Below are 18,081 nucleotides of genomic sequence, written 5' to 3'. Positions count from 1 at the left end.
CCCTGCCTGCCACAGGCGCCACACCGGAGCGCAACAACAATGCACAACAAGCTACTCCCCGCCCTGTTCATGCTGAGTCTGGGCCTGCCCGGCATTCTGGCGGCCCAGAGCCAACCGGCCGAGCCGGCTACCGCCCGCGCCAATGCGGCGGTGCTGGAGCAACTGGATTTCACCGACGCCCGGGCTTTCGAGGACGCCCGTCGCGGCTTCATCGCTGCCGCCGAGGATCCGCTGCTCAATCCCGATGGCAGCCTGTCCTGGGACATGGGCGCCTACGCCTTCCTCGACGGGGCCGCGCCGGATACCGCCAACCCGAGCCTGTGGCGCCAGGCACAGCTGAATCGCATCCATGGCCTGTTCCGGGTAACCGACGGCATCTACCAGATCCGCGGCATGGACCTGGCCAACATGACGGTGGTCGAGGGCGACAGCGGTCTGATCATCATTGATCCGCTGCTCACCCCGACCACCGCCCGCGCCGCGCTGGACCTGTACCTGCAGCACCGCCCGCAGAAGCCGGTGGCGGCGGTGATCTACACGCACAACCACGTCGACCACTTCGCCGGCGTGCGGGGCATCGTCAGCGAGGCCGATATCAGCGAGGGCCGTGTCCGCATCTACGCCCCGGAAGGCTTCATGGAACATGCGGTCAGCGAGAACGTCATCGCCGGCAATGCCATGACCCGCCGTGCCATGTACATGTATGGCACGCGGCTGGAGCCGGGCCCCCAGGGCCACATCGACAACGGTCTGGGCAAGGCGCTGAGCCGTGGCGAACTGACCCTGATCCCGCCCACCGACATCATTGCCCGGAGCGGTCGGCACCAGATCGCCGGGGTTGCCATCGATTTCCACATGGCCCAGGGCAGCGAGGCCCAGGCCGAGCTGATGATGTACTTCCCGGCCAGCCGGGTGCTCAACACCGCAGAGGTGACCTCCCACCAGCTGCACAACATCTATACCCTGCGCGGCGCCGAAGTGCGCGACGCCAGCCGCTGGTCCCGCTACATCGATGAGGTTCTTGAAGAGTACGGCCCGAAAACCGACATACTGATCGCCCAGCATCACTGGCCGGTGTGGAATCAGGCCGGGGTGCGCGAGTTTCTCGGCGTGCAGCGCGACCTCTACAAGTACATCCATGACCAGAGCGTGCGGCTGATGAACAAGGGCTACCGGCCGGATGAGATCGCCGAGCAGCTGCGCCTGCCGCCGAGTCTGGCCAGCCGCTGGATCGCCCGGGACTACTACGGCACCCTGCGCCACAATGCCCGGGCCATCTATCAGAAGTACCTCGGCTGGTACGACGCCAACCCGGCCAACCTCAACCCCCTGCCCGCCCGGGAAGCTGCCCGTCGCACCATCGACTACATGGGCGGGATCGATCAGGTGATCGCCCGTGCCCGGGAGGATTTCGCCAGAGGGGACTACCGCTGGGTGGCCTCCATCATGAGCCAGGCGGTGTTTGCCGAGCCGGATAACCGGGCCGCCCGTGAACTGAATGCCGCCGCGCTGGAGCAGCTCGGCTACCAGGCCGAATCCGGGCCATGGCGCAATGTCTACCTGTCCGGCGCGCTGGAGCTGCGCGAAGGCGGCCCCGGCCAGGAATCCGCGGCCCTGGCGGCGGACCTGCTGCGGGCGCTGGATACCGGCATGTTCTTCGACCTGCTCGGGGTACGGCTCAACGGCCCGCGGGCCGAAGGACAGCACCTGGTGCTGAACTGGCATTTCACCGATACCGACGAGCGCTTCCGGGTCAATCTGGAAAATGCCACCCTGACCTGGCTGCCCGACCGACAGGCCGAGCAGGCGGACGCCAGCATCCGCCTGGCGCGCAGTACCCTGGATGCGATCCTGCTGCAGCGCACCAGCTTCCCCGAGGCCATACAATCGGGCACCATCCGCATCGAGGGCGACCCGCAGAAGTTCTTCCAGCTGCTGACGCTGATGGACCAGTTCACCCCGGACTTTGCCCTGATCGAACCACTTGAGGAATAATCCCCGCTGCCGCCGTGACCCCACGGCGGCTCTCCACGCAAAAGAGAGACCAATGACCCGCAGAGCCAATACCCGCGATCGCATCCTGCAGGCAAGCCTGCAACTGTTCAATGAACAGGGTGAGCGCAATGTCACCACCAACCACATTGCCAGCCACATGGGCATTTCGCCGGGTAATCTCTACTACCACTTCCGGAGCAAGAGCGAGATAGTCGCCGAGCTGTTCGCCGGCTTTCAGCAGCAGATGGAGGCCTTCTTCACGATACCGGCGGACGAGCCCCTGACCCTGGAAGACAAGGCCCGCTATCTGGAGAACCTGCTGGAGATTCTCTGGCAGCACCGCTTCATGCACCAGGGTCTGGAATACCTGCTGGAAGCGGATCCGGCGCTGGCCGAAGGTTATCGGCAGTTCGCCCAGCGCACCCTGGCCGGCAGCACCGGTATCTACCTGGCCTTTGCCGAGGCGGGGATTCTCGAGCTGACCCCGCGCCAGGCCGAAACGCTGAGCATCAATGTGTGGATAGTGCTCAGCGGCTGGCTGCAGTTTCTGACCACCAGCCATGGCCTGCACCCCGGCCGGGACCGGCGGATGCTGCAGCGCGGCATCTACCAGATCCTGGCCCTGGAGGAAGGTTATGTGGCACCGGCCTATCGCGAGGCGGTACGCGAGCTGCGCGACCGCCTCCATGTACCGCTGGAGGATCTCAGCGACGCCGCCGGCGCCACGCAGTGATACCCAGCCCCACCAGCAGCACCAGTACCACGCCGGCTATCACCAGCTGGCGACCATGGCGTTCGAGGAACTGCTGGCGGGCATTGCGGTTCAGCTGCTCCCAGGCGTTGTAGTCATCGGGCACTTCGACCAGCCCGTGCTCATCAACGAATGAGCGGTAGGCCGCCAGCATGGATGCCACGCGCTCGGGCTCCTGCTGCGCCAGATCCTGACGCTCCAGCGGATCGCTGCGCAGGTTGAACAGCCGCGTGCCGGCCGAATCTCCCAGGGCGCTGCTGCGCGCATGCACCAGCTTGTAGTCGCCCTGCCACACCGCCACACCGCCGGCCAGCTCGTAGACCAGCACTTCGTCCTCCGGGTGCACCCGGTCGCTCTCGCCGCGCAGCAGCGGCAGCATGCTGGTTCCCATGATGCGATGCACCGGCCGCCCCTGGTACTCGCCGTCCGGCACGGGTGTGCCGGTCAGCTCCAGCAGAGTCGGCGCGATATCCATGACGTAGCCGAACGCCGGGGTGCGCTGACCGGGCTCGATCAGGGTCGGATGGCGGACAATCATCGGCACCCGCAGACCGCCGCCATAGGGCGAGCCCTTGTAGGAATAGAAGGGCGTGTTGGAGGCATAGCCCCAGCCCCGGCCATACTCGCTCCAGCTGCCACGCGAACCCAGCGCCTCCAGCTCGCGGTCATAGCGCAGGCGGTAGAACCAGGGAGCCACCTCGGTCAGCACCGTGGACTCGGCGCCGTTATCGCTCATGAAGATGATCAGGGTATTGTCCAGCTCGCCGCTGGAGCGCAGGTGGTCGATGACCCGCCCGATGCTCTCATCCATGGCTTCGGCCATGCCGGCGAACACCGCCATCTGCCGCGCCCGGTAACGCTGCTCCTCGGCATCGAGGCTGTCCCAGTCCAGGGTCGGAGTGCCGTAGAAGGTGCCCCAGTCGCGGCTGACCACCGATTCTGCGGTACGCGGCAGAACGCCCATGGCGGTCATGCGGTCGTAGCGGCGCTGGCGAATCACGTCCCAGCCCTCGACATAGGTGTCGGCGTAGCGCTCCACGTACTCCGCCGGTGCGTGATGGGGCGCATGCACTGCCTGGAATGCCAGGTAGGCGAAGAAGGGCTGTTCGCTGTCCGGTTCGCTGCTCAGGTATTCGATCAGCTTGTCGGCGTAGAAGAAGGAGGAGTAGAAATCATCCGGCAGGCGGATCGGCTGATCGTCCTCGACCCAGGTGGCGGTGCCGGCAGGCAGATAGTGCTTGGCTTCCCAGTTGTCCGCGCCACTCTCCAGCAGCGCTACCGAGCGCTGGAAGCCACGGGCACCGGGCAGGCTCTCCGGTCTCGATCCCAGATGCCACTTGCCGGCCATGTAGGTGCGATAACCGGCATCACGCAGCAGGGTCGGCAGGGTCACCGCCTGGTCGTTGAGCCAGGTCTCGTAGCCGGGCTGCCCCTTCTGGTTGTCGGCCATGATTTCCTTCATGTTGCCCATGCCGACCTTGTGACTGGTCACTCCGGTCATCAGCATGGCGCGGGTGGGCGAACAGGTGGCGGCGACGTGGAAGTTGGTGAACTGCAACCCCTCGGCGGCCAGGGCGTCGATGTTCGGGGTACTGATCTCCCCACCGTAGGCTCCGGGGTCGGAGAAGCCCATGTCATCCGCCACTATCAGCAGTATGTTGGGTCGCGGGGCAGCCTGCACTGCCAGCGGCAGCAGGCAGGCGAGCATGCCCAGCAGGGCGGGATGGAGCAGCGTCCGTTTCATGGCAGTACCCTTTCGTTGTTGTTATGGCTGTCCACGGGCAGGGCTTTTTCCACTGCCCGGTTGCGATATTGATGCGGGATGCCCAAGATATAGAGCAATTGCTCTAAAATGTAAAGCTGGCCGCCCGGAACCTGCTTCGCTTGGTAGAATGCACAGCGGCCTTAACAATGGGGATCATCCATGGACATCAGCCTGGCCAGAACCTTTCTGGAAATCGTGCGCAGCGGCAGCTTCGTCGCGGCGGCGGAACGGCTGCATGTTACTCAGGCAGCCGTCACCTCGCGGATCCAGAGCCTGGAAAGCCAGCTGGGTTGCACCCTGTTCATCCGCAACCGCTCGGGCGCTCGCCTGACTGCCGATGGTGAGGCCTTTCTCACCCACGCCAGTCAGATGACCCAGGCCTGGGACAATGCGCTGCGGGATCTGCCGCTGCTCAAGGGCTTCAGCGATGTGCTGCATATCGGCGGCGAGGCCAGTCTGGCCACGCCGCTGATCCTGCAGTGGGTACGTACCCTGCGCCAGCAGATTCCCGAACACTCGGTGCGCGCGGAGATCGGCGACAGCAGTCTGCTGATGCAGCGGGTGGAACAGGGCACCCTGGACGCGGCACTGGTCTACCGGCCGGAATACCTGCCGGGTCTGCAGGTCGAGGAACTGCTGGAGGAGAAACTCATCCAGGTGTGCCGTCCGGATTGTCCCGAACCCTATGTCTATATCGACTGGGGCGAGGAATTCCGCCGCCAGCACGATGCCGCCCTGCCCGACTGTGCCCGCGCCCCGGTGACCTTCAACCTCGGCCCCCTGGCCCTGCAGTACATCCTGGAATCCGGCGGGTCCGGCTACTTCCGCAGCCGCGTGGTGCAGCATTATCTGGACACAGGCATGCTGCGGCGGGTGGAAATGGCCCCCGAGTTCAGCTTTCCCACCTATCTGGTGTATTCGCGCCAGCGCACTTCGGCTGTACTGGATCGGGCTCTGGAACTGCTGCGGGAACTGGCGCAGATCGAGCAGGACTGGTCCCAGCGCTGGGACCCGATCCCACCCACTGCCTAGGCCCGGATCTGTCCAGCCTCAGGCCAGGTGATTGACCAGATCCCGGTGCAGGGCAGCGATCACGTCGGTCTGGGTGACCATGCCGACGATATGTCCGTTATCCAGTACCGGCAGGCAATGCAGCCCCTGACTGGAGAGCAGCGGAATCATGTCCACCACGTGGGTATGACGGTCGACGGTGACCACCGGCGCGGTCATGATGCGGTGCAGCGGCTGGTCGCGCCACAGATTCACCCGGGTCGGCAGGATCCGCCCCATGGGCAGGTCCAGCTGCGCCAGCAGATCACTGAGGCTGATGATGCCCTGCACCCGCCCTGCACTGTCCACTACCGGCAGCGTCTTGACCTGATGATGGCGGAACATGCCGATGGCCTGACGTACCGTGGTGTCGGGACCCACGGTACGGATATCCCGTGACATTATCTGCTCGGCGCGGATGTTACCCATCTTGCGCCGCAGGGCAGAGCTTTCGGTGTCGCGGATGATCTGCTCCAGATCATGGCGGGTGATGTCGATGAAGGAACCGAACCTGTCCAGCGCCCGATCCAGATCCTCCTCGGTAAAGCCGACCCGCTGTTCGGGCAGCAGGTCCTGGGTACGGTGCAGATCAATACGCGGCGCCTGCTTCGGGTAGCGCACCCCGGTCAGGTTGTTGTACAGCGTGGCGCAGAACAGCAGACAGCAGGCATTGAGCATGATCGGCAGGGGCAGCCAGGCGCCGAGAGGTTCCAACAGCTGCGCCGCCAGCACGATCACCACCGTCATGGCACTGGCCGGTGGGTGCACACAGCGCAGCAACAGCATGCCCAGCACCACTGTCCCCAGGGCCACGGGCAGGCGAACAGTCAGTTCGGCTCCGGCCAGCGCCGGCAGGTGAAGCACAGCAGCACCGGTCAGACCGGCAAGCAGATAACTGCCCAGGACCGGCCAGGGCTGGGCCAGCGCGCCGGAGGACACCACGAACAGCAACACCGCCGATGCGCCGGCCGGCCCCAGCAGCACCATGGCGGTGGTGGGGCCATAGAGCAGACTGGACAACCAGTAGGTGAACACCACTGCCAGCGCCACACCGCCGGAGGCACGCAGCCACTCACCAGGTCGGGTCTGCACGGTACGGGGCAGCCAGCCGAAGAGGCGGCGGGAGAGAAGCAACAACTGATCAGACATAGACACCTGTTCCTGCCGGTGACCGCCGACAGCGCATCAGAAACCGGAACTGCAAAGGGATATCAACGGGGGCGGCTATATTGCCTCTCCGGACGACAACAGGCCAAACGATAATATCTGATCATGAATCAACCATTGCTTATGGATGACCTTACACCCCTCAACCGGGCGCCTGCTCCAGCACCCCTTCCTTCACGGTCGCTCCGCGCATGGTCATGGCACAGTTGAACACCATCAGGAACATGCCGGCAGCGAAGATGCCGCCGCCGATCAGGCGCACCACATACCCCGGATGAGAGGCCTCCAGTGCTTCGACAAAGGCGTAGGTCAGCGTCCCGTCTACGTTCACCGCGCGCCACATCAGCCCCTGGGTGATGCCGTTGACCCACATGGCGACGATGTAGAGCACCGTACCCATGCTGGCCATCCAGAAATGCAGATTGACCAGACGGACGCTGTACATCTGCTCCCGCCCCCAGAGCCTCGGCACCATGTGGTACAGGGCGCCGATACTGATCATCGCCACCCAGCCCAGGGCCCCGGCATGCACATGACCTATGGTCCAGTCGGTGTAGTGGGACAGCGCGTTCACCGTCTTGATCGCCATCATCGGCCCCTCGAAGGTGGACATCCCGTAGAACGCCAGCGCCACCACCAGGAAGCGCAGTACCGGGTCGGAGCGCAGTTTGTGCCAGGCCCCGGACAGCGTCATCATGCCGTTGATCATGCCGCCCCAGCTGGGCGCCAGCAGAATGATGGACATGACCATGCCCAGGGTCTGCGCCCAGTCCGGCAGCGCGGTGTAATGCAGGTGATGCGGACCGGCCCAGATGTAGAGCGCGATCACCGACCAGAAGTGCACGATGGACAGCCGATAGGAGTAGATCGGCCGCTCCGCCTGCTTCGGCACGTAGTAGTACATCAGTCCGAGAAAGCCCACCGAAAGGATGAAGCCGACCACGCTGTGACCATACCACCACTGAATCATGGCATCGGCGGCGCCGGCATACAGCGGGTAGGACTTGAGCAGTGTCACCGGCAGGTCGATGTGATTGATCACATGGACCATGCCGGTGACTATGATGAAGGCACCGTAGAACCAGTTGGCCACGTAGATGTGCCTGACCTGTCGCCGGGCGATGGTGCCGAAGAACAGCCAGGCATAGACCAGCCAGACGAGCGTCAGCAGAGTCGCCAGCGGCCAGATCATCTCGGCGTATTCCTTGCTCGTGGTCAGCCCGTTGGCGTAGCTCAGGATCATGGCCGCCACCAGCAGCTGCCAGGCCCAGAACACGAAGTTCGCGGCTCCGTCCGAGATCAGACGCGCGCGGCTGGTGCGCTGCACTACGTAAAAGGAGGTGGCAAAGAGCGCGCCACCGCCAAAGGCGAAGATGACCAGGTTGGTATGTACCGGGCGGATACGCCCGAAGCTGAACCAGGGCAGGTCGAAATTGAGTGCCGGCCATACCAGCTGTGCAGCGAGGATGACGCCCACCAGCATGCCCAGGGCGCCCCAGACCAGCGTCATGACGGTGAATTTGCGAACGATATCGTAGTTGTAACCGGGCTCCGCTGGGGTGCCCGCGGCAATGGAAGGGGTGTGCATGACTACTCCGTACAGCAAGGCAAGCTGAAAACGAAAAACAGTCTGCGCCCCTCACTTAATAAAATCAAAACAATAATAACGTATATTAAATTCGCGTTTTGTAATATTTGATAACCATCAAGGCATTCCCGCGAAAGTCCTGTCCACAGACGGCGATTGACACCCGATGCGCCACTGCCTAGCTTGGGGGTAGTCACTAACTACAATAACAAGGTGGCACATGAGCAATTCCGACCTTGATTTCGCTCTGGGGGAAACCATCGATCTGCTGCGCGAGCAGGTGCGCGGCTTCGTCAATCGCGAACTGGCGCCCCGGGCCGCCGCCATCGATGCGGACAATGCCTTTCCCATGGACATGTGGCGCAAGTTCGGTGACATGGGTCTGCTGGGCATCACCGCCCCCGAGGAGTACGGCGGCGCCGGTATGGGCTATCTGGCCCATGCCGTGGCCATGGAGGAAATCAGCCGCGCCAGCGCCTCGGTCGCCCTCTCCTACGGTGCCCACTCCAACCTCTGCGTAAACCAGATCAGCCGCAACGGCAGCGCCGAACAGAAGGCCCGTTACCTGCCGAAGCTGATCAGCGGCGAACATGTCGGCGCCCTGGCCATGAGCGAGCCGGAGGCCGGCTCCGATGTGGTCAGCATGCGCCTGCGCGCCGAACGGCGCGGCGATCACTACCTGCTCAATGGCAGCAAGATGTGGATCACCAACGGTCCGGATGCCGACGTACTGGTGATCTACGCCAAGACCGAACCCGAACGCGGTGCCCGGGGCATTACCGCCTTCATCGTCGAGGGCGACAGCCCCGGTTTCAGCCGCGGTGTCAAGCTGGACAAGCTGGGCATGCGCGGCTCCAACACCTGCCCGCTGTTCTTCGATGACGTAGCCGTACCCGTGGAGAACGTGCTGGGCGAGGTCAATGGCGGGGTTCGGGTGCTGATGAGCGGGCTCGACTACGAGCGCGTGGTGCTGGCCGCCGGCCCGGTGGGCATCATGCAGGCCTGCCTCGATCTGGCCCTGCCCTACGCCCGGGAGCGGCGGCAGTTCGGTCAGAGCATCGGCGAGTTCCAGCTGATCCAGGGCAAGTTGGCGGACATCTACACGGCGCTCAATGCCAGCCGTGCCTATCTGTATACGGTGGCGCGCAGCTGCGACAACGGTCAGGCCACCCGCAAGGACGCCGCCGGGGTCATTCTCCATACCGCCGAGCAGGCCACCAGGGCCGCGCTGGAAACCATCCAGATCCTCGGCGGCAACGGCTACATCAACGACTACCCGGCCGGTCGCCTGCTGCGCGATGCCAAGCTCTACGAGATCGGCGCCGGCACCAGCGAGATCCGCCGCATGCTGATCGGCCGGGAGCTGTTCAATGATCCACAGGGAGGCCACTGATGGCCCGCTGGCAGACCCGCATCAACCCCGGCTCACCCGACTTTCAACGCAACCGCGAGCATATGCAGCACCTGACCAGGGAACTGCAGACACTGCTTGAACACATCCGGCGGGGCGGCGGCGAACAGGCCCAGCAGCGGCATGTCAGCCGCGGCAAGCTGCTGCCCAGGGAACGCATCGACGCCCTGCTCGATACCGGCTCGCCCTTCCTCGAGCTCAGCCCGCTGGCCGCCTGGCAGGTATATGACGAGGAGGTGCCGGCCGCCGGCCTGATCGCAGGCATCGGCCGGGTGTCCGGGGTCGAATGCATGATCATAGCCAACGACGCCACGGTCAAAGGCGGCACCTACTACCCGCTGACGGTAAAGAAGCACCTGCGCGCCCAGGCCATCGCCGAGCAGAACCGCCTGCCCTGCCTCTATCTGGTCGACTCCGGCGGCGCCAACCTGCCCCGCCAGGACGAGGTGTTCCCGGACCGTGAGCACTTCGGTCGCATCTTCTTCAACCAGGCGCGCATGAGCGCCGCCGGCATCCCGCAGATCGCCGTGGTCATGGGCTCCTGTACCGCCGGGGGCGCCTATGTTCCGGCCATGGCCGACGAGGCAATCATGGTGCGCAATCAGGCGACCATCTTCCTCGCCGGCCCACCCCTGGTACGCGCCGCCACCGGCGAGGTGGTCAGCGCCGAGGAGCTGGGCGGCGCCGACCTGCACTGCCGCACCTCCGGGGTGGCGGACCACTATGCGGAAAACGACGAGCATGCCCTGGCCCTGGCCCGGCGCTGCATCAGCCAGCTCAACTGGCGCAAACAGGGCCAGCTGCAGACCCGCCCGCCGCGTCCGCCCCAGTACCCTGTCGAGGAGCTTTACGGCGTGGTGCCGGTGGACGGCAAACAGTCCTGGGATGTGCGCGAGGTGATCGCCCGGCTGGTGGACGACAGCGAGTTCGACGAGTTCAAGGCCCTGTTCGGCCCGACTCTGGTCTGCGCCTTCGCCCACCTGCACGGTTACCCGGTCGCCATACTGGCGAACAACGGCATCCTGTTTTCCGAGGCGGCGCAGAAGGGCGCGCATTTCATCCAGCTGGCCTGCCAGCGCGGCATCCCGCTGGTATTTCTGCAGAATATCACCGGCTTCATGGTCGGTCAGAAATACGAGGCGGGCGGCATTGCCAAGCATGGCGCCAAGCTGGTCACCGCCGTGGCCTGCGCCAGGGTACCGAAGTTTACCGTGATCATCGGCGGCAGCTTCGGCGCCGGCAACTATGGCATGTGCGGCCGGGCCTACGACCCGCGCTTCCTGTGGATGTGGCCCAACGCGCGGATCGGCGTCATGGGCGGCGAGCAGGCCGCCGGGGTGCTGGTGCAGGTCAAGCGCGAACAGGCCGAACGCCAGGGAGCGCCCTTCACGGAGGAGGATGAACGGGCGCTGAGAGGGCCCATACTGGAGCAGTACGAACGCCAGGGCCACCCCTACTACTCCAGCGCCCGGCTGTGGGACGACGGCGTGATCGATCCGGCCCAGACCCGGGATGTGCTGGGACTGGCGATTTCGGCAAGTCTGAATGCCGAGGTTGAAGAGACGGCGTTCGGCGTATTCAGGATGTAAGGGCGACGGGGAAAACAGATGCCATTCAACACCATACAACTCGAACACCACCCACAGGGCCATGCCACCCTGTGGCTGAACCGCCCGGCCCGCCACAACGCCTTCAACGCTCAGATGATCGCCGAGCTGCTGCAGGCGCTGGAGCAGTTGCACGGCAATGACCGACTGCGGCTGCTGGTATTGCGCGGCCGGGGCAGGCATTTCAGCGCCGGGGCGGACATCGAGTGGATGCGCGAGGCCGCAGAGCTGGATTATGCCGCCAACCTGCGGGACGCCGAGGCGCTGGGCGAGCTGATGTATCGCCTGTACCAGCTGCCGATGCCGACCCTGGCCGTGGTCCAGGGCGCGGCCTTTGGGGGCGCCCTGGGGCTGATTGCCTGCTGTGATCTGGCCCTGGGTGCGGAGGACGCACAGCTGTCGCTGTCGGAGGTGCGCATAGGTCTGGCCCCGGCGGTGATCAGCCCCTATGTAGTCAAGGCCATCGGCGAACGCGCCACCCGGCGGCTGGCGATCAGCGCCGAGCGTATCAGCGGCGAGCAGGCCAGAGCCCTGGGGCTGCTGACCGAGACCGCCCCCGCTGATGCTCTGGAGGCGCTGCTCGAGCGCTGGGTAACCGCCCTGATGGGCAACAGCCCCCAGGCCATGCGCGAGAGCAAGGCGCTGGTACAGGAGGCCAGCCGCCACAGCCTGACGCGGGAGCTGCGCCGCCATACCGTGCAGAGCATCGCCCGCATCCGCGTCAGCCCGGAAGGTCAGGAGGGGCTGCGGGCCTTTCTGGAGAAGCGCCCGCCGAACTGGTCAGTGGAGCCCGAATCATGATCCAGCGTCTGCTGATAGCCAACCGTGGCGAGATTGCCTGCCGCATCATCCGCACCGCCCGCGCCATGGGTATCGCTACGGTGGCGGTATACAGCACTGTCGACCGCCGGGCCCGGCATGTGCAGGAAGCGGATATGGCCATGGCCCTGTCCGGTGCCCGCCCCAGCGAAAGCTATCTGGATATGACACAACTGCTTGATGCCGCCCGGGCCAGCGGCGCCGATGCAATTCATCCCGGTTACGGTTTCCTCTCGGAGAACCCGGCCTTTGCCCGGGCCGTGGCCGAGGCCGGTCTGACTCTGATCGGACCGCCCGCCAGTGCCATAGAGGCCATGGGCGACAAGGCCGCGGCCAAGGCGCTGATGGCCCAGGCAGGCGTGCCGCTGGTGCCCGGCTACCACGGCACGGACCAGTCGCCGGCGGCCTTTGCCCGGGCGGCAGAGCAGATCGGCTTCCCGGTACTGCTCAAGGCCAGCGCCGGTGGTGGCGGCAAGGGCATGAAGATAGTCGAGCGGGCCGACGAGCTGACGGCCGCCATCGAGTCGGCTCGGCGCGAAGCCCTTGCCGCCTTCGGTGATGACCGGCTGCTGCTGGAGAAATACCTGAGCCGGCCCCGGCACGTGGAGATCCAGATCTTTGCCGACCACCGGGGCAATTGTGTCTTTCTGCATGAGCGGGACTGCTCCATCCAGCGCCGCCATCAGAAGGTGCTGGAGGAGGCCCCCGCCCCCGGGCTGGAGCCGCCACTGCGCCAGGCCATGGGCCAGGCAGCAGTTCGCGCCGCGCGGGCGATCGGCTACGTCGGCGCCGGAACCCTGGAGTTTCTGCTGGACGCCAGGGGTGACTTCTATTTCATGGAAATGAATACCCGGTTGCAGGTCGAGCACCCGGTGACCGAGGCCATTACCGGGCTGGATCTGGTGGAGTGGCAACTGCGCATCGCCCGGGGTGAACCGCTGCCGCTGACCCAGCAGCAGATCCCTCTGCAGGGCCACGCAATCGAGGTGCGGCTGTACGCCGAGGACCCGGACCACGACTTCCTGCCCGCCAGCGGCCAGCTGCAGTTGTACCGCGAGCCGCTCCCCGGGCCGGGCCAGCGCATCGACAGCGGCGTACGCGAGGGCGACGAGATCAGCCCCTGGTACGACCCGCTGCTGGGCAAGCTGATCGCCTGGGGCAACGACCGGGAACAGACCCGGCAGCGCCTGCTGGACCTGCTGCGCCGCACCCTGGTCGGCGGCATTCACAGCAACCGCGGCTTCCTGTTGCGGCTGCTGCAGCACCCGGCCTTTACCGCCGGTGCTCTGGATACCGGTTTCATCGCGCAGCACGCGGCCGAGCTGCTGCCTGAACCCACGCCCCTGCCGGAGGAATTCTGGGAGCAGGCCGGGCGGCATTTTCTGGCTACCCTGCCCGACGAGCCCCGGTCGGATGATCCCGCATCGCCCTGGGCCCGGCCCAGCGGCCTGCGGCTGGGCGGCCCCGCCACCGCGCGCCTGCATCTGCAGTGCGGCGACCAGCAGCGCCGCCTGTATCTGGACCCGGAGAGCGAGCCGGCCCCCTCGCTGGGTGCAGTGCGCCGGGGCGAGGTGCTCTTTGTGCCCTGGCAGCATCAGATTTACAGCGTGCGCCGCCATGACCCACTGGCGGCCGCCGGCAGCCATGCCCTGCCCGAGGGTGGCCTGAGCGCCCCCATGAACGGCAGCGTGGTGCGGGTGCTGGTGCAGCCGGGCCAGCAGGTCGAGGCCGGTACTGCGCTGATGGTACTGGAGGCGATGAAGATGGAGCACAGCGTTCGCGCCGACCGCAGCGGGACCGTGCGCCAGTTGTTCTTCGGCGAGGGGGACATGGTGACCGAGGGCAGTCTGCTGCTGGAACTGGAACCGGCCGGGGGCGACTCACCGGCCGCTATAATCGAATGACCATGACCGGCAGTACAGGAGTCCAGCCCATGCCCCTGCCCCGGCAAGTGCGCCTGGTGGAAGTCGGACCGCGCGATGGCCTGCAGAACGAGGCCACCCCGGTCAGCGTGGCCCAACGCATCGAACTGGTGGACCGTCTGAGCGCCACCGGCCTGAGCCATATCGAGGCCGGCGCCTTCGTTTCCCCCCGCTGGGTGCCGCAGATGGCCGACTCCGCTGCGGTGCTGGCTGGTATCCGGCGCCGGCCCGGGGTTCGGTACGGCGTACTGACGCCCAACCTGCAGGGACTGGAAGCCGCGCTGACCGCCGGCGCCGATGAAGTGGCGGTGTTCGCCTCCGCCTCCGAGGGTTTCTCGCAACGCAACATCAACTGCTCGATCAGCGAAAGCCTGCAGCGCTTCGCGCCGGTGCTGGAGCTGGCGTCGGAGCGGGGTGTGGCGGTGCGCGGTTATGTCTCCTGTGTACTCGGCTGCCCCTACGACGGCGCCGTGGCCCCGGAGCAGGTAGCGGCGGTGGCGGCAGATCTGCAGGCCATGGGGTGTTACGAGATTTCCCTGGGCGACACCATAGGCGTGGGCGTGCCCAGTGCCACCCGACGGCTGATCGAGGTGGTCGGTGAACGGGTTCCCCGGAACCGGTTGGCCGGCCACTTCCACGACACCTATGGCCAGGCGCTGGTCAATATCCACGCGGCTCTGCTGGAGGGCGTCAGCGTGTTCGACAGCTCGGTCGCCGGACTCGGCGGCTGCCCCTACGCCCAGGGCGCCAGCGGTAATGTGGCCAGTGAGGACGTGCTCTACATGCTCGACGGCATGGGCATCAGCACCGGCGTGGATCTGCGCTCGCTGGTCGCGGTCGGTCACTGGATCTGCCAGCAGCTGGGCAGGGAGAATGGCTCCCGGGTCGGCCGGGCGATGGGCAAGCAGTGACCCGCCGGGAGCGTCGAGCACCCGCTCGATGAGCGGCTTTGCCTGCCAGATTGCGGACGAGCTGGTGCTCGTCCCTCCCGGGCACATTCGCCCCGAGGGCGGGGCTCATGCAGCGCGTTACCCGTAGGAGCGGCGCCCCCGCCGCGAAGGGTACCAGGGTAAACCCGAGGCTGGACCTACACAGGCCAGCGCAGGAACAGCTCAGAACAGGAGTAGCAGCATGCCCCACACGCTCTGGATACCAACCCCCGAACGCATTGCCCACAGCCGGATGGACAGCTTCCGCCGCCATGTGAACCGGCAGTTCGGCCTGGCGCTGGAGGATTACGCCCAGCTGCATGAGTGGAGCATCCGACAGCGCGGCGACTTCTGGCAGAGCCTGGCCGAATTCTTCGGCGTTCACTTCCATACTCCTGCCACCAGCGCCCTCGAAGAAAACGGCGACATGACCCGGGCGCGCTGGTTCAGCGGCGCCGCGCTGAACTACGCCGAGCATCTGCTGCAGGGTGATGACCGGCAAACCGCGCTGATCAGCCGGGACGAGGGCGGTCAGCGTGTTGAGCTGACCTATGCCGAGCTGCGCGCCCATGTTGCCGGCCTGCAGCGCAGCCTGCGCGGTGCAGGGGTCGGCCCCGGCGACCGGGTCGCGGCTATCCTGCCCAACGGCTGGCAGGCGATAGTCGCCCTGCTGGCCACCAGCAGCCTGGGCGCAGTCTGGTCTTCCTGCTCGCCGGACTTCGGCAGCCGCGGCGTGCTCGACCGCTTCGGCCAGATCGAACCCGCCGTGCTGATCGCCTGCGGCCGTTACCGCTATGGCGGCAAGGACGTGGCGCTGGGGCAGCGGCTGGACGAGGTGCTGGCCGGACTGCCGAGTCTGCGCCAGCTGGTGCTGGTGGATGGCGACACTGATGACCGGCGCCCCAGCCCCAGTCCCGTCCCGGTACAGGACTGGCAGGATTTCTATCAGCCCGGCGGCCAGCCGGACTTTGCCGCCCTGCCCTTCGATCACCCGCTGTATATCCTCTACTCCAGCGGCACCACCGGGGCGCCGAAATGCATAGTGCACCGCGCCGGTGGCGTGCTGCTGCAGCATCTCAAGGAGCTTGGCCTGCACACCGACCTGCGCAGCGGCGAGCGACTCTTCTACTACACCACCTGCGGCTGGATGATGTGGAACTGGCTGGTCTCCGGCCTGGCACTGGGTGCAACCCTGGTGCTCTATGACGGTTCGCCCTTCCATCCCGCGCCAGGCCATCTGCTCGACCTGATCGACGAGGAGTCCATCGCGGTCTTCGGCGTCAGCGCCCGTTACCTGTCGGCATTGGAAAAACAGGGCCTGCACCCGGCAGACAGCCACCGGCTGCACAGCCTGCGCTGCATTCTCTCCACCGGCTCGCCGCTGTCAGCCGAGGGCTTCGACTACGTCTACCGGTCGTTCAAGGCGGACGTGCAGCTGTCCTCCATCTCCGGCGGCACCGATATCGTCTCCTGTTTCGCCCTCGGCAGCCCGACGCTGCCGGTGCGGCGCGGCGAGCTGCAGGGCCCGGGTCTGGGAATGGCGGTGGAGGTATGGAACGATCAGGGCCAGCGCGTCTTCGACGAGAAGGGCGAACTGGTCTGCACCCGGGCCTTCCCCAGCATGCCGCTGGGCTTCTGGCGCGATGGGGATGGCAGCCGCTATCGCGCCGCCTACTTCGAGCGCTTCCCCGGGGTCTGGGCCCATGGTGACTATGCCGAGCAGCGACCCCACGGCGGCCTGATCATCCACGGGCGCTCGGATGCGGTGCTCAACCCCGGCGGCGTGCGCATCGGCACTGCGGAAATCTACCGGCAGGTGGAGCGTATCGACGAGGTGCTGGAGTCGGTCGCCATCGGTCAGCAATGGCAGGGGGATGTGCGCGTGGTGCTCTTTGTGCAGTTGCGTGAGGGGGTGGAGCTGGACGCCGCGCTGGAGCGACGCATCCGCGAGGAGATCCGCCAGCACGCCAGCCCACGGCATGTGCCGGCACGCATCGTTGCGGTGCAGGACATACCGCGTACCCGCAGCGGCAAGATAGTGGAGCTGGCCGTGCGCAATGTGGTGCACGGCCAGCCGGTGAACAATACCGAAGCCCTGGCCAACCCGGAGGCGCTGGACTGCTACCGCGACCGGGTCGAGCTGCAGAGCTGAGACATCACTCGGCCTGTTCGCCCTCGGGCTTGTAATAGCCCACGGCGACCAGATAGCTGCCTACCCGACGGGCAAAGGCATGCTTGGTCTCGACTTCACCGGTGATGGGATGCTCCCACTGGTAGGCGAACTCGATGGCACCCTCGGCATTGACCCGGGTCAGATCCTCGGCATTGATCGGACGACCCACGCGGTTGGCCAGGGCGCTCAGATCGCGACCCACCAGGCGCAGGTTGGAGCCATGGGCGACGATACGCTGGCTGTCCATCTCGACCACGAAGACGTAGAGGTCGTCCTTGTAGAAGCGCTCATCCAGTGCGTTGATCGCCTTGAAGGTTTCCCGTGCGTCGGCTCCGACCGCCTCAACCGCCGAGTTCAGCAGCTGCAGCGCCTCCTCCGAGGTGGCACGCGGCCGGTAGTAGCCCACCGCCAGGACCGTATCCCCTACCCGCTGGTAGTAGACGTGCTTGGTGATCTTGCGGCCACCGGTATCCCAGCTGCCCCAGGGATAGTCCGCCTCGAGAATCTCATCGCCCGGAGGCATGCTGAGCGCCTGCTGGAACTTGGGTTTGAGCTCGTCATCGATGCTGTTCATGATGTCGCGCCCGATCAGCATCACCGACGGCCCGCCGCTGGCCAGCATGATGCCGTTGGTGTTGATCGCGAACACATAGAGATCATCCCTGACAAAAGGTCCCTGACGGCTGAATACCGCCAGTGCCTTGTCACCGTTTTCCTTGTAGTAGTTCACCGCATCGGTGAGCAACGCCTTGGCTTTCGCAGCTTCATCCTCGCTCTGCGTCTGCGCCTGTACAGCTCCGATGCCCATGACCACAGACAGCAGAGCAATCCCCCACATCCTCCAGATTTTCAGCATTTCATCGTCCTCGGAACGCTATATCGGTCTGCGCAGTATTAACCAGAA

The 18,081-nt window shown here is 65.6% G+C and carries 13 protein-coding genes; 9 read left to right on the top strand and 4 right to left on the bottom strand.

Annotated elements, in window-relative coordinates; translation table 11 throughout:
* The first annotated feature begins 39 nt into the window (after positions 1-39).
* Entirely contained in the window at positions 40-1,995 is a 1,956-nt protein-coding gene (locus BM046_RS01830; protein ID WP_090536386.1) for an alkyl/aryl-sulfatase, read from the top strand.
* A gap of 52 nt (positions 1,996-2,047) precedes the next feature.
* Positions 2,048-2,728, top strand: coding sequence for a TetR/AcrR family transcriptional regulator (locus BM046_RS01825; protein ID WP_090536384.1), 681 nt, complete (start codon positions 2,048-2,050; stop codon positions 2,726-2,728).
* Here BM046_RS01825 and BM046_RS01820 read toward each other — a convergent pair.
* Entirely contained in the window at positions 2,700-4,490 is a 1,791-nt protein-coding gene (locus tag BM046_RS01820; protein ID WP_090536382.1) for an arylsulfatase, read from the bottom strand. The genes BM046_RS01825 and BM046_RS01820 overlap by 29 nt on opposite strands.
* Positions 4,491-4,670: 180 nt before the next feature.
* On the opposite strand from BM046_RS01820, the gene BM046_RS01815 reads away from it, so the two are divergent.
* Positions 4,671-5,543: a LysR family transcriptional regulator gene (locus BM046_RS01815; RefSeq protein ID WP_090536381.1), complete on the top strand. Its 873-nt coding sequence runs from the start codon at positions 4,671-4,673 to the stop codon at positions 5,541-5,543.
* 18 nt (positions 5,544-5,561) lie between these two features.
* Here BM046_RS01815 and BM046_RS01810 read toward each other — a convergent pair whose 3' ends face one another.
* Positions 5,562-6,710: an HPP family protein gene (locus tag BM046_RS01810; protein ID WP_090536379.1), complete on the bottom strand. Its 1,149-nt coding sequence runs from the start codon at positions 6,708-6,710 to the stop codon at positions 5,562-5,564.
* A 160-nt stretch (positions 6,711-6,870) separates the two neighbouring features.
* Complete coding sequence (gene ccoN / locus BM046_RS01805) at positions 6,871-8,316, bottom strand: cytochrome-c oxidase, cbb3-type subunit I (RefSeq protein ID WP_090536377.1); 1,446 nt, start codon at positions 8,314-8,316, stop codon at positions 6,871-6,873.
* A gap of 220 nt (positions 8,317-8,536) precedes the next feature.
* Between ccoN and BM046_RS01800 the strand changes: the two genes are divergently transcribed.
* The 6 genes from BM046_RS01800 to BM046_RS01775 all read left to right on the top strand — a co-directional run bounded on the left by BM046_RS01800 (position 8,537) and on the right by BM046_RS01775 (position 17,156).
* The gene (locus BM046_RS01800) at positions 8,537-9,709 is read left to right on the top strand and encodes an isovaleryl-CoA dehydrogenase (protein WP_090536375.1); all 1,173 of its coding nucleotides are present in this window, start codon (positions 8,537-8,539) and stop codon (positions 9,707-9,709) included.
* Complete coding sequence (locus BM046_RS01795; RefSeq protein WP_090536374.1) at positions 9,709-11,316, top strand: carboxyl transferase domain-containing protein; 1,608 nt, start codon at positions 9,709-9,711, stop codon at positions 11,314-11,316. The genes BM046_RS01800 and BM046_RS01795 overlap by 1 nt, the downstream gene beginning before the upstream one ends.
* A gap of 18 nt (positions 11,317-11,334) precedes the next feature.
* Positions 11,335-12,135: an enoyl-CoA hydratase-related protein gene (locus BM046_RS01790; protein WP_090536373.1), complete on the top strand. Its 801-nt coding sequence runs from the start codon at positions 11,335-11,337 to the stop codon at positions 12,133-12,135.
* Positions 12,132-14,057 carry an acetyl/propionyl/methylcrotonyl-CoA carboxylase subunit alpha gene (locus tag BM046_RS01785; protein WP_090536370.1) on the top strand — a complete coding sequence of 642 codons (1,926 nt, stop codon included), beginning with the start codon at positions 12,132-12,134 and terminating at the stop codon, positions 14,055-14,057. The genes BM046_RS01790 and BM046_RS01785 overlap by 4 nt, the downstream gene beginning before the upstream one ends.
* A gap of 29 nt (positions 14,058-14,086) precedes the next feature.
* The gene (locus BM046_RS01780; protein ID WP_090536368.1) at positions 14,087-14,986 is read left to right on the top strand and encodes a hydroxymethylglutaryl-CoA lyase; all 900 of its coding nucleotides are present in this window, start codon (positions 14,087-14,089) and stop codon (positions 14,984-14,986) included.
* A gap of 220 nt (positions 14,987-15,206) precedes the next feature.
* Positions 15,207-17,156, top strand: coding sequence for an acetoacetate--CoA ligase (locus BM046_RS01775; RefSeq protein ID WP_090536366.1), 1,950 nt, complete (start codon positions 15,207-15,209; stop codon positions 17,154-17,156).
* 4 nt (positions 17,157-17,160) lie between these two features.
* Here the strand turns inward: BM046_RS01775 and BM046_RS01770 are convergent, their stop codons facing one another.
* Complete coding sequence (locus BM046_RS01770; protein ID WP_235818543.1) at positions 17,161-18,033, bottom strand: cache domain-containing protein; 873 nt, start codon at positions 18,031-18,033, stop codon at positions 17,161-17,163.
* Positions 18,034-18,081 lie beyond the last annotated feature (48 nt).

This window comes from Halopseudomonas formosensis (genome assembly GCF_900115905.1).
Classification (GTDB): Bacteria; Pseudomonadota; Gammaproteobacteria; order Pseudomonadales; family Pseudomonadaceae; genus Halopseudomonas; species Halopseudomonas formosensis.
Note: the sequence above shows the minus strand (reverse complement) of the source record. Positions and strands in the feature narration are given on the sequence as shown.

Bases quoted from the DNA above. Each gene is read 5' to 3' on its own strand.
- BM046_RS01810 (WP_090536379.1), bottom strand. From the start codon at position 6,710: ATGTCTGATCAGTTGTTGCTTCTCTCCCGCCGCCTCTTCGGCTGGCTG.
- BM046_RS01820 (WP_090536382.1), bottom strand. From the start codon at position 4,490: ATGAAACGGACGCTGCTCCATCCCGCCCTGCTGGGCATGCTCGCCTGC.
- BM046_RS01830 (WP_090536386.1), top strand. From the start codon at position 40: ATGCACAACAAGCTACTCCCCGCCCTGTTCATGCTGAGTCTGGGCCTG.
- BM046_RS01790 (WP_090536373.1), top strand. From the start codon at position 11,335: ATGCCATTCAACACCATACAACTCGAACACCACCCACAGGGCCATGCC.
- BM046_RS01815 (WP_090536381.1), top strand. From the start codon at position 4,671: ATGGACATCAGCCTGGCCAGAACCTTTCTGGAAATCGTGCGCAGCGGC.
- BM046_RS01785 (WP_090536370.1), top strand. From the start codon at position 12,132: ATGATCCAGCGTCTGCTGATAGCCAACCGTGGCGAGATTGCCTGCCGC.
- BM046_RS01800 (WP_090536375.1), top strand. From the start codon at position 8,537: ATGAGCAATTCCGACCTTGATTTCGCTCTGGGGGAAACCATCGATCTG.
- BM046_RS01825 (WP_090536384.1), top strand. From the start codon at position 2,048: ATGACCCGCAGAGCCAATACCCGCGATCGCATCCTGCAGGCAAGCCTG.
- ccoN (WP_090536377.1), bottom strand. From the start codon at position 8,316: ATGCACACCCCTTCCATTGCCGCGGGCACCCCAGCGGAGCCCGGTTAC.
- BM046_RS01775 (WP_090536366.1), top strand. From the start codon at position 15,207: ATGCCCCACACGCTCTGGATACCAACCCCCGAACGCATTGCCCACAGC.
- BM046_RS01780 (WP_090536368.1), top strand. From the start codon at position 14,087: ATGCCCCTGCCCCGGCAAGTGCGCCTGGTGGAAGTCGGACCGCGCGAT.
- BM046_RS01795 (WP_090536374.1), top strand. From the start codon at position 9,709: ATGGCCCGCTGGCAGACCCGCATCAACCCCGGCTCACCCGACTTTCAA.
- BM046_RS01770 (WP_235818543.1), bottom strand. From the start codon at position 18,033: ATGCTGAAAATCTGGAGGATGTGGGGGATTGCTCTGCTGTCTGTGGTC.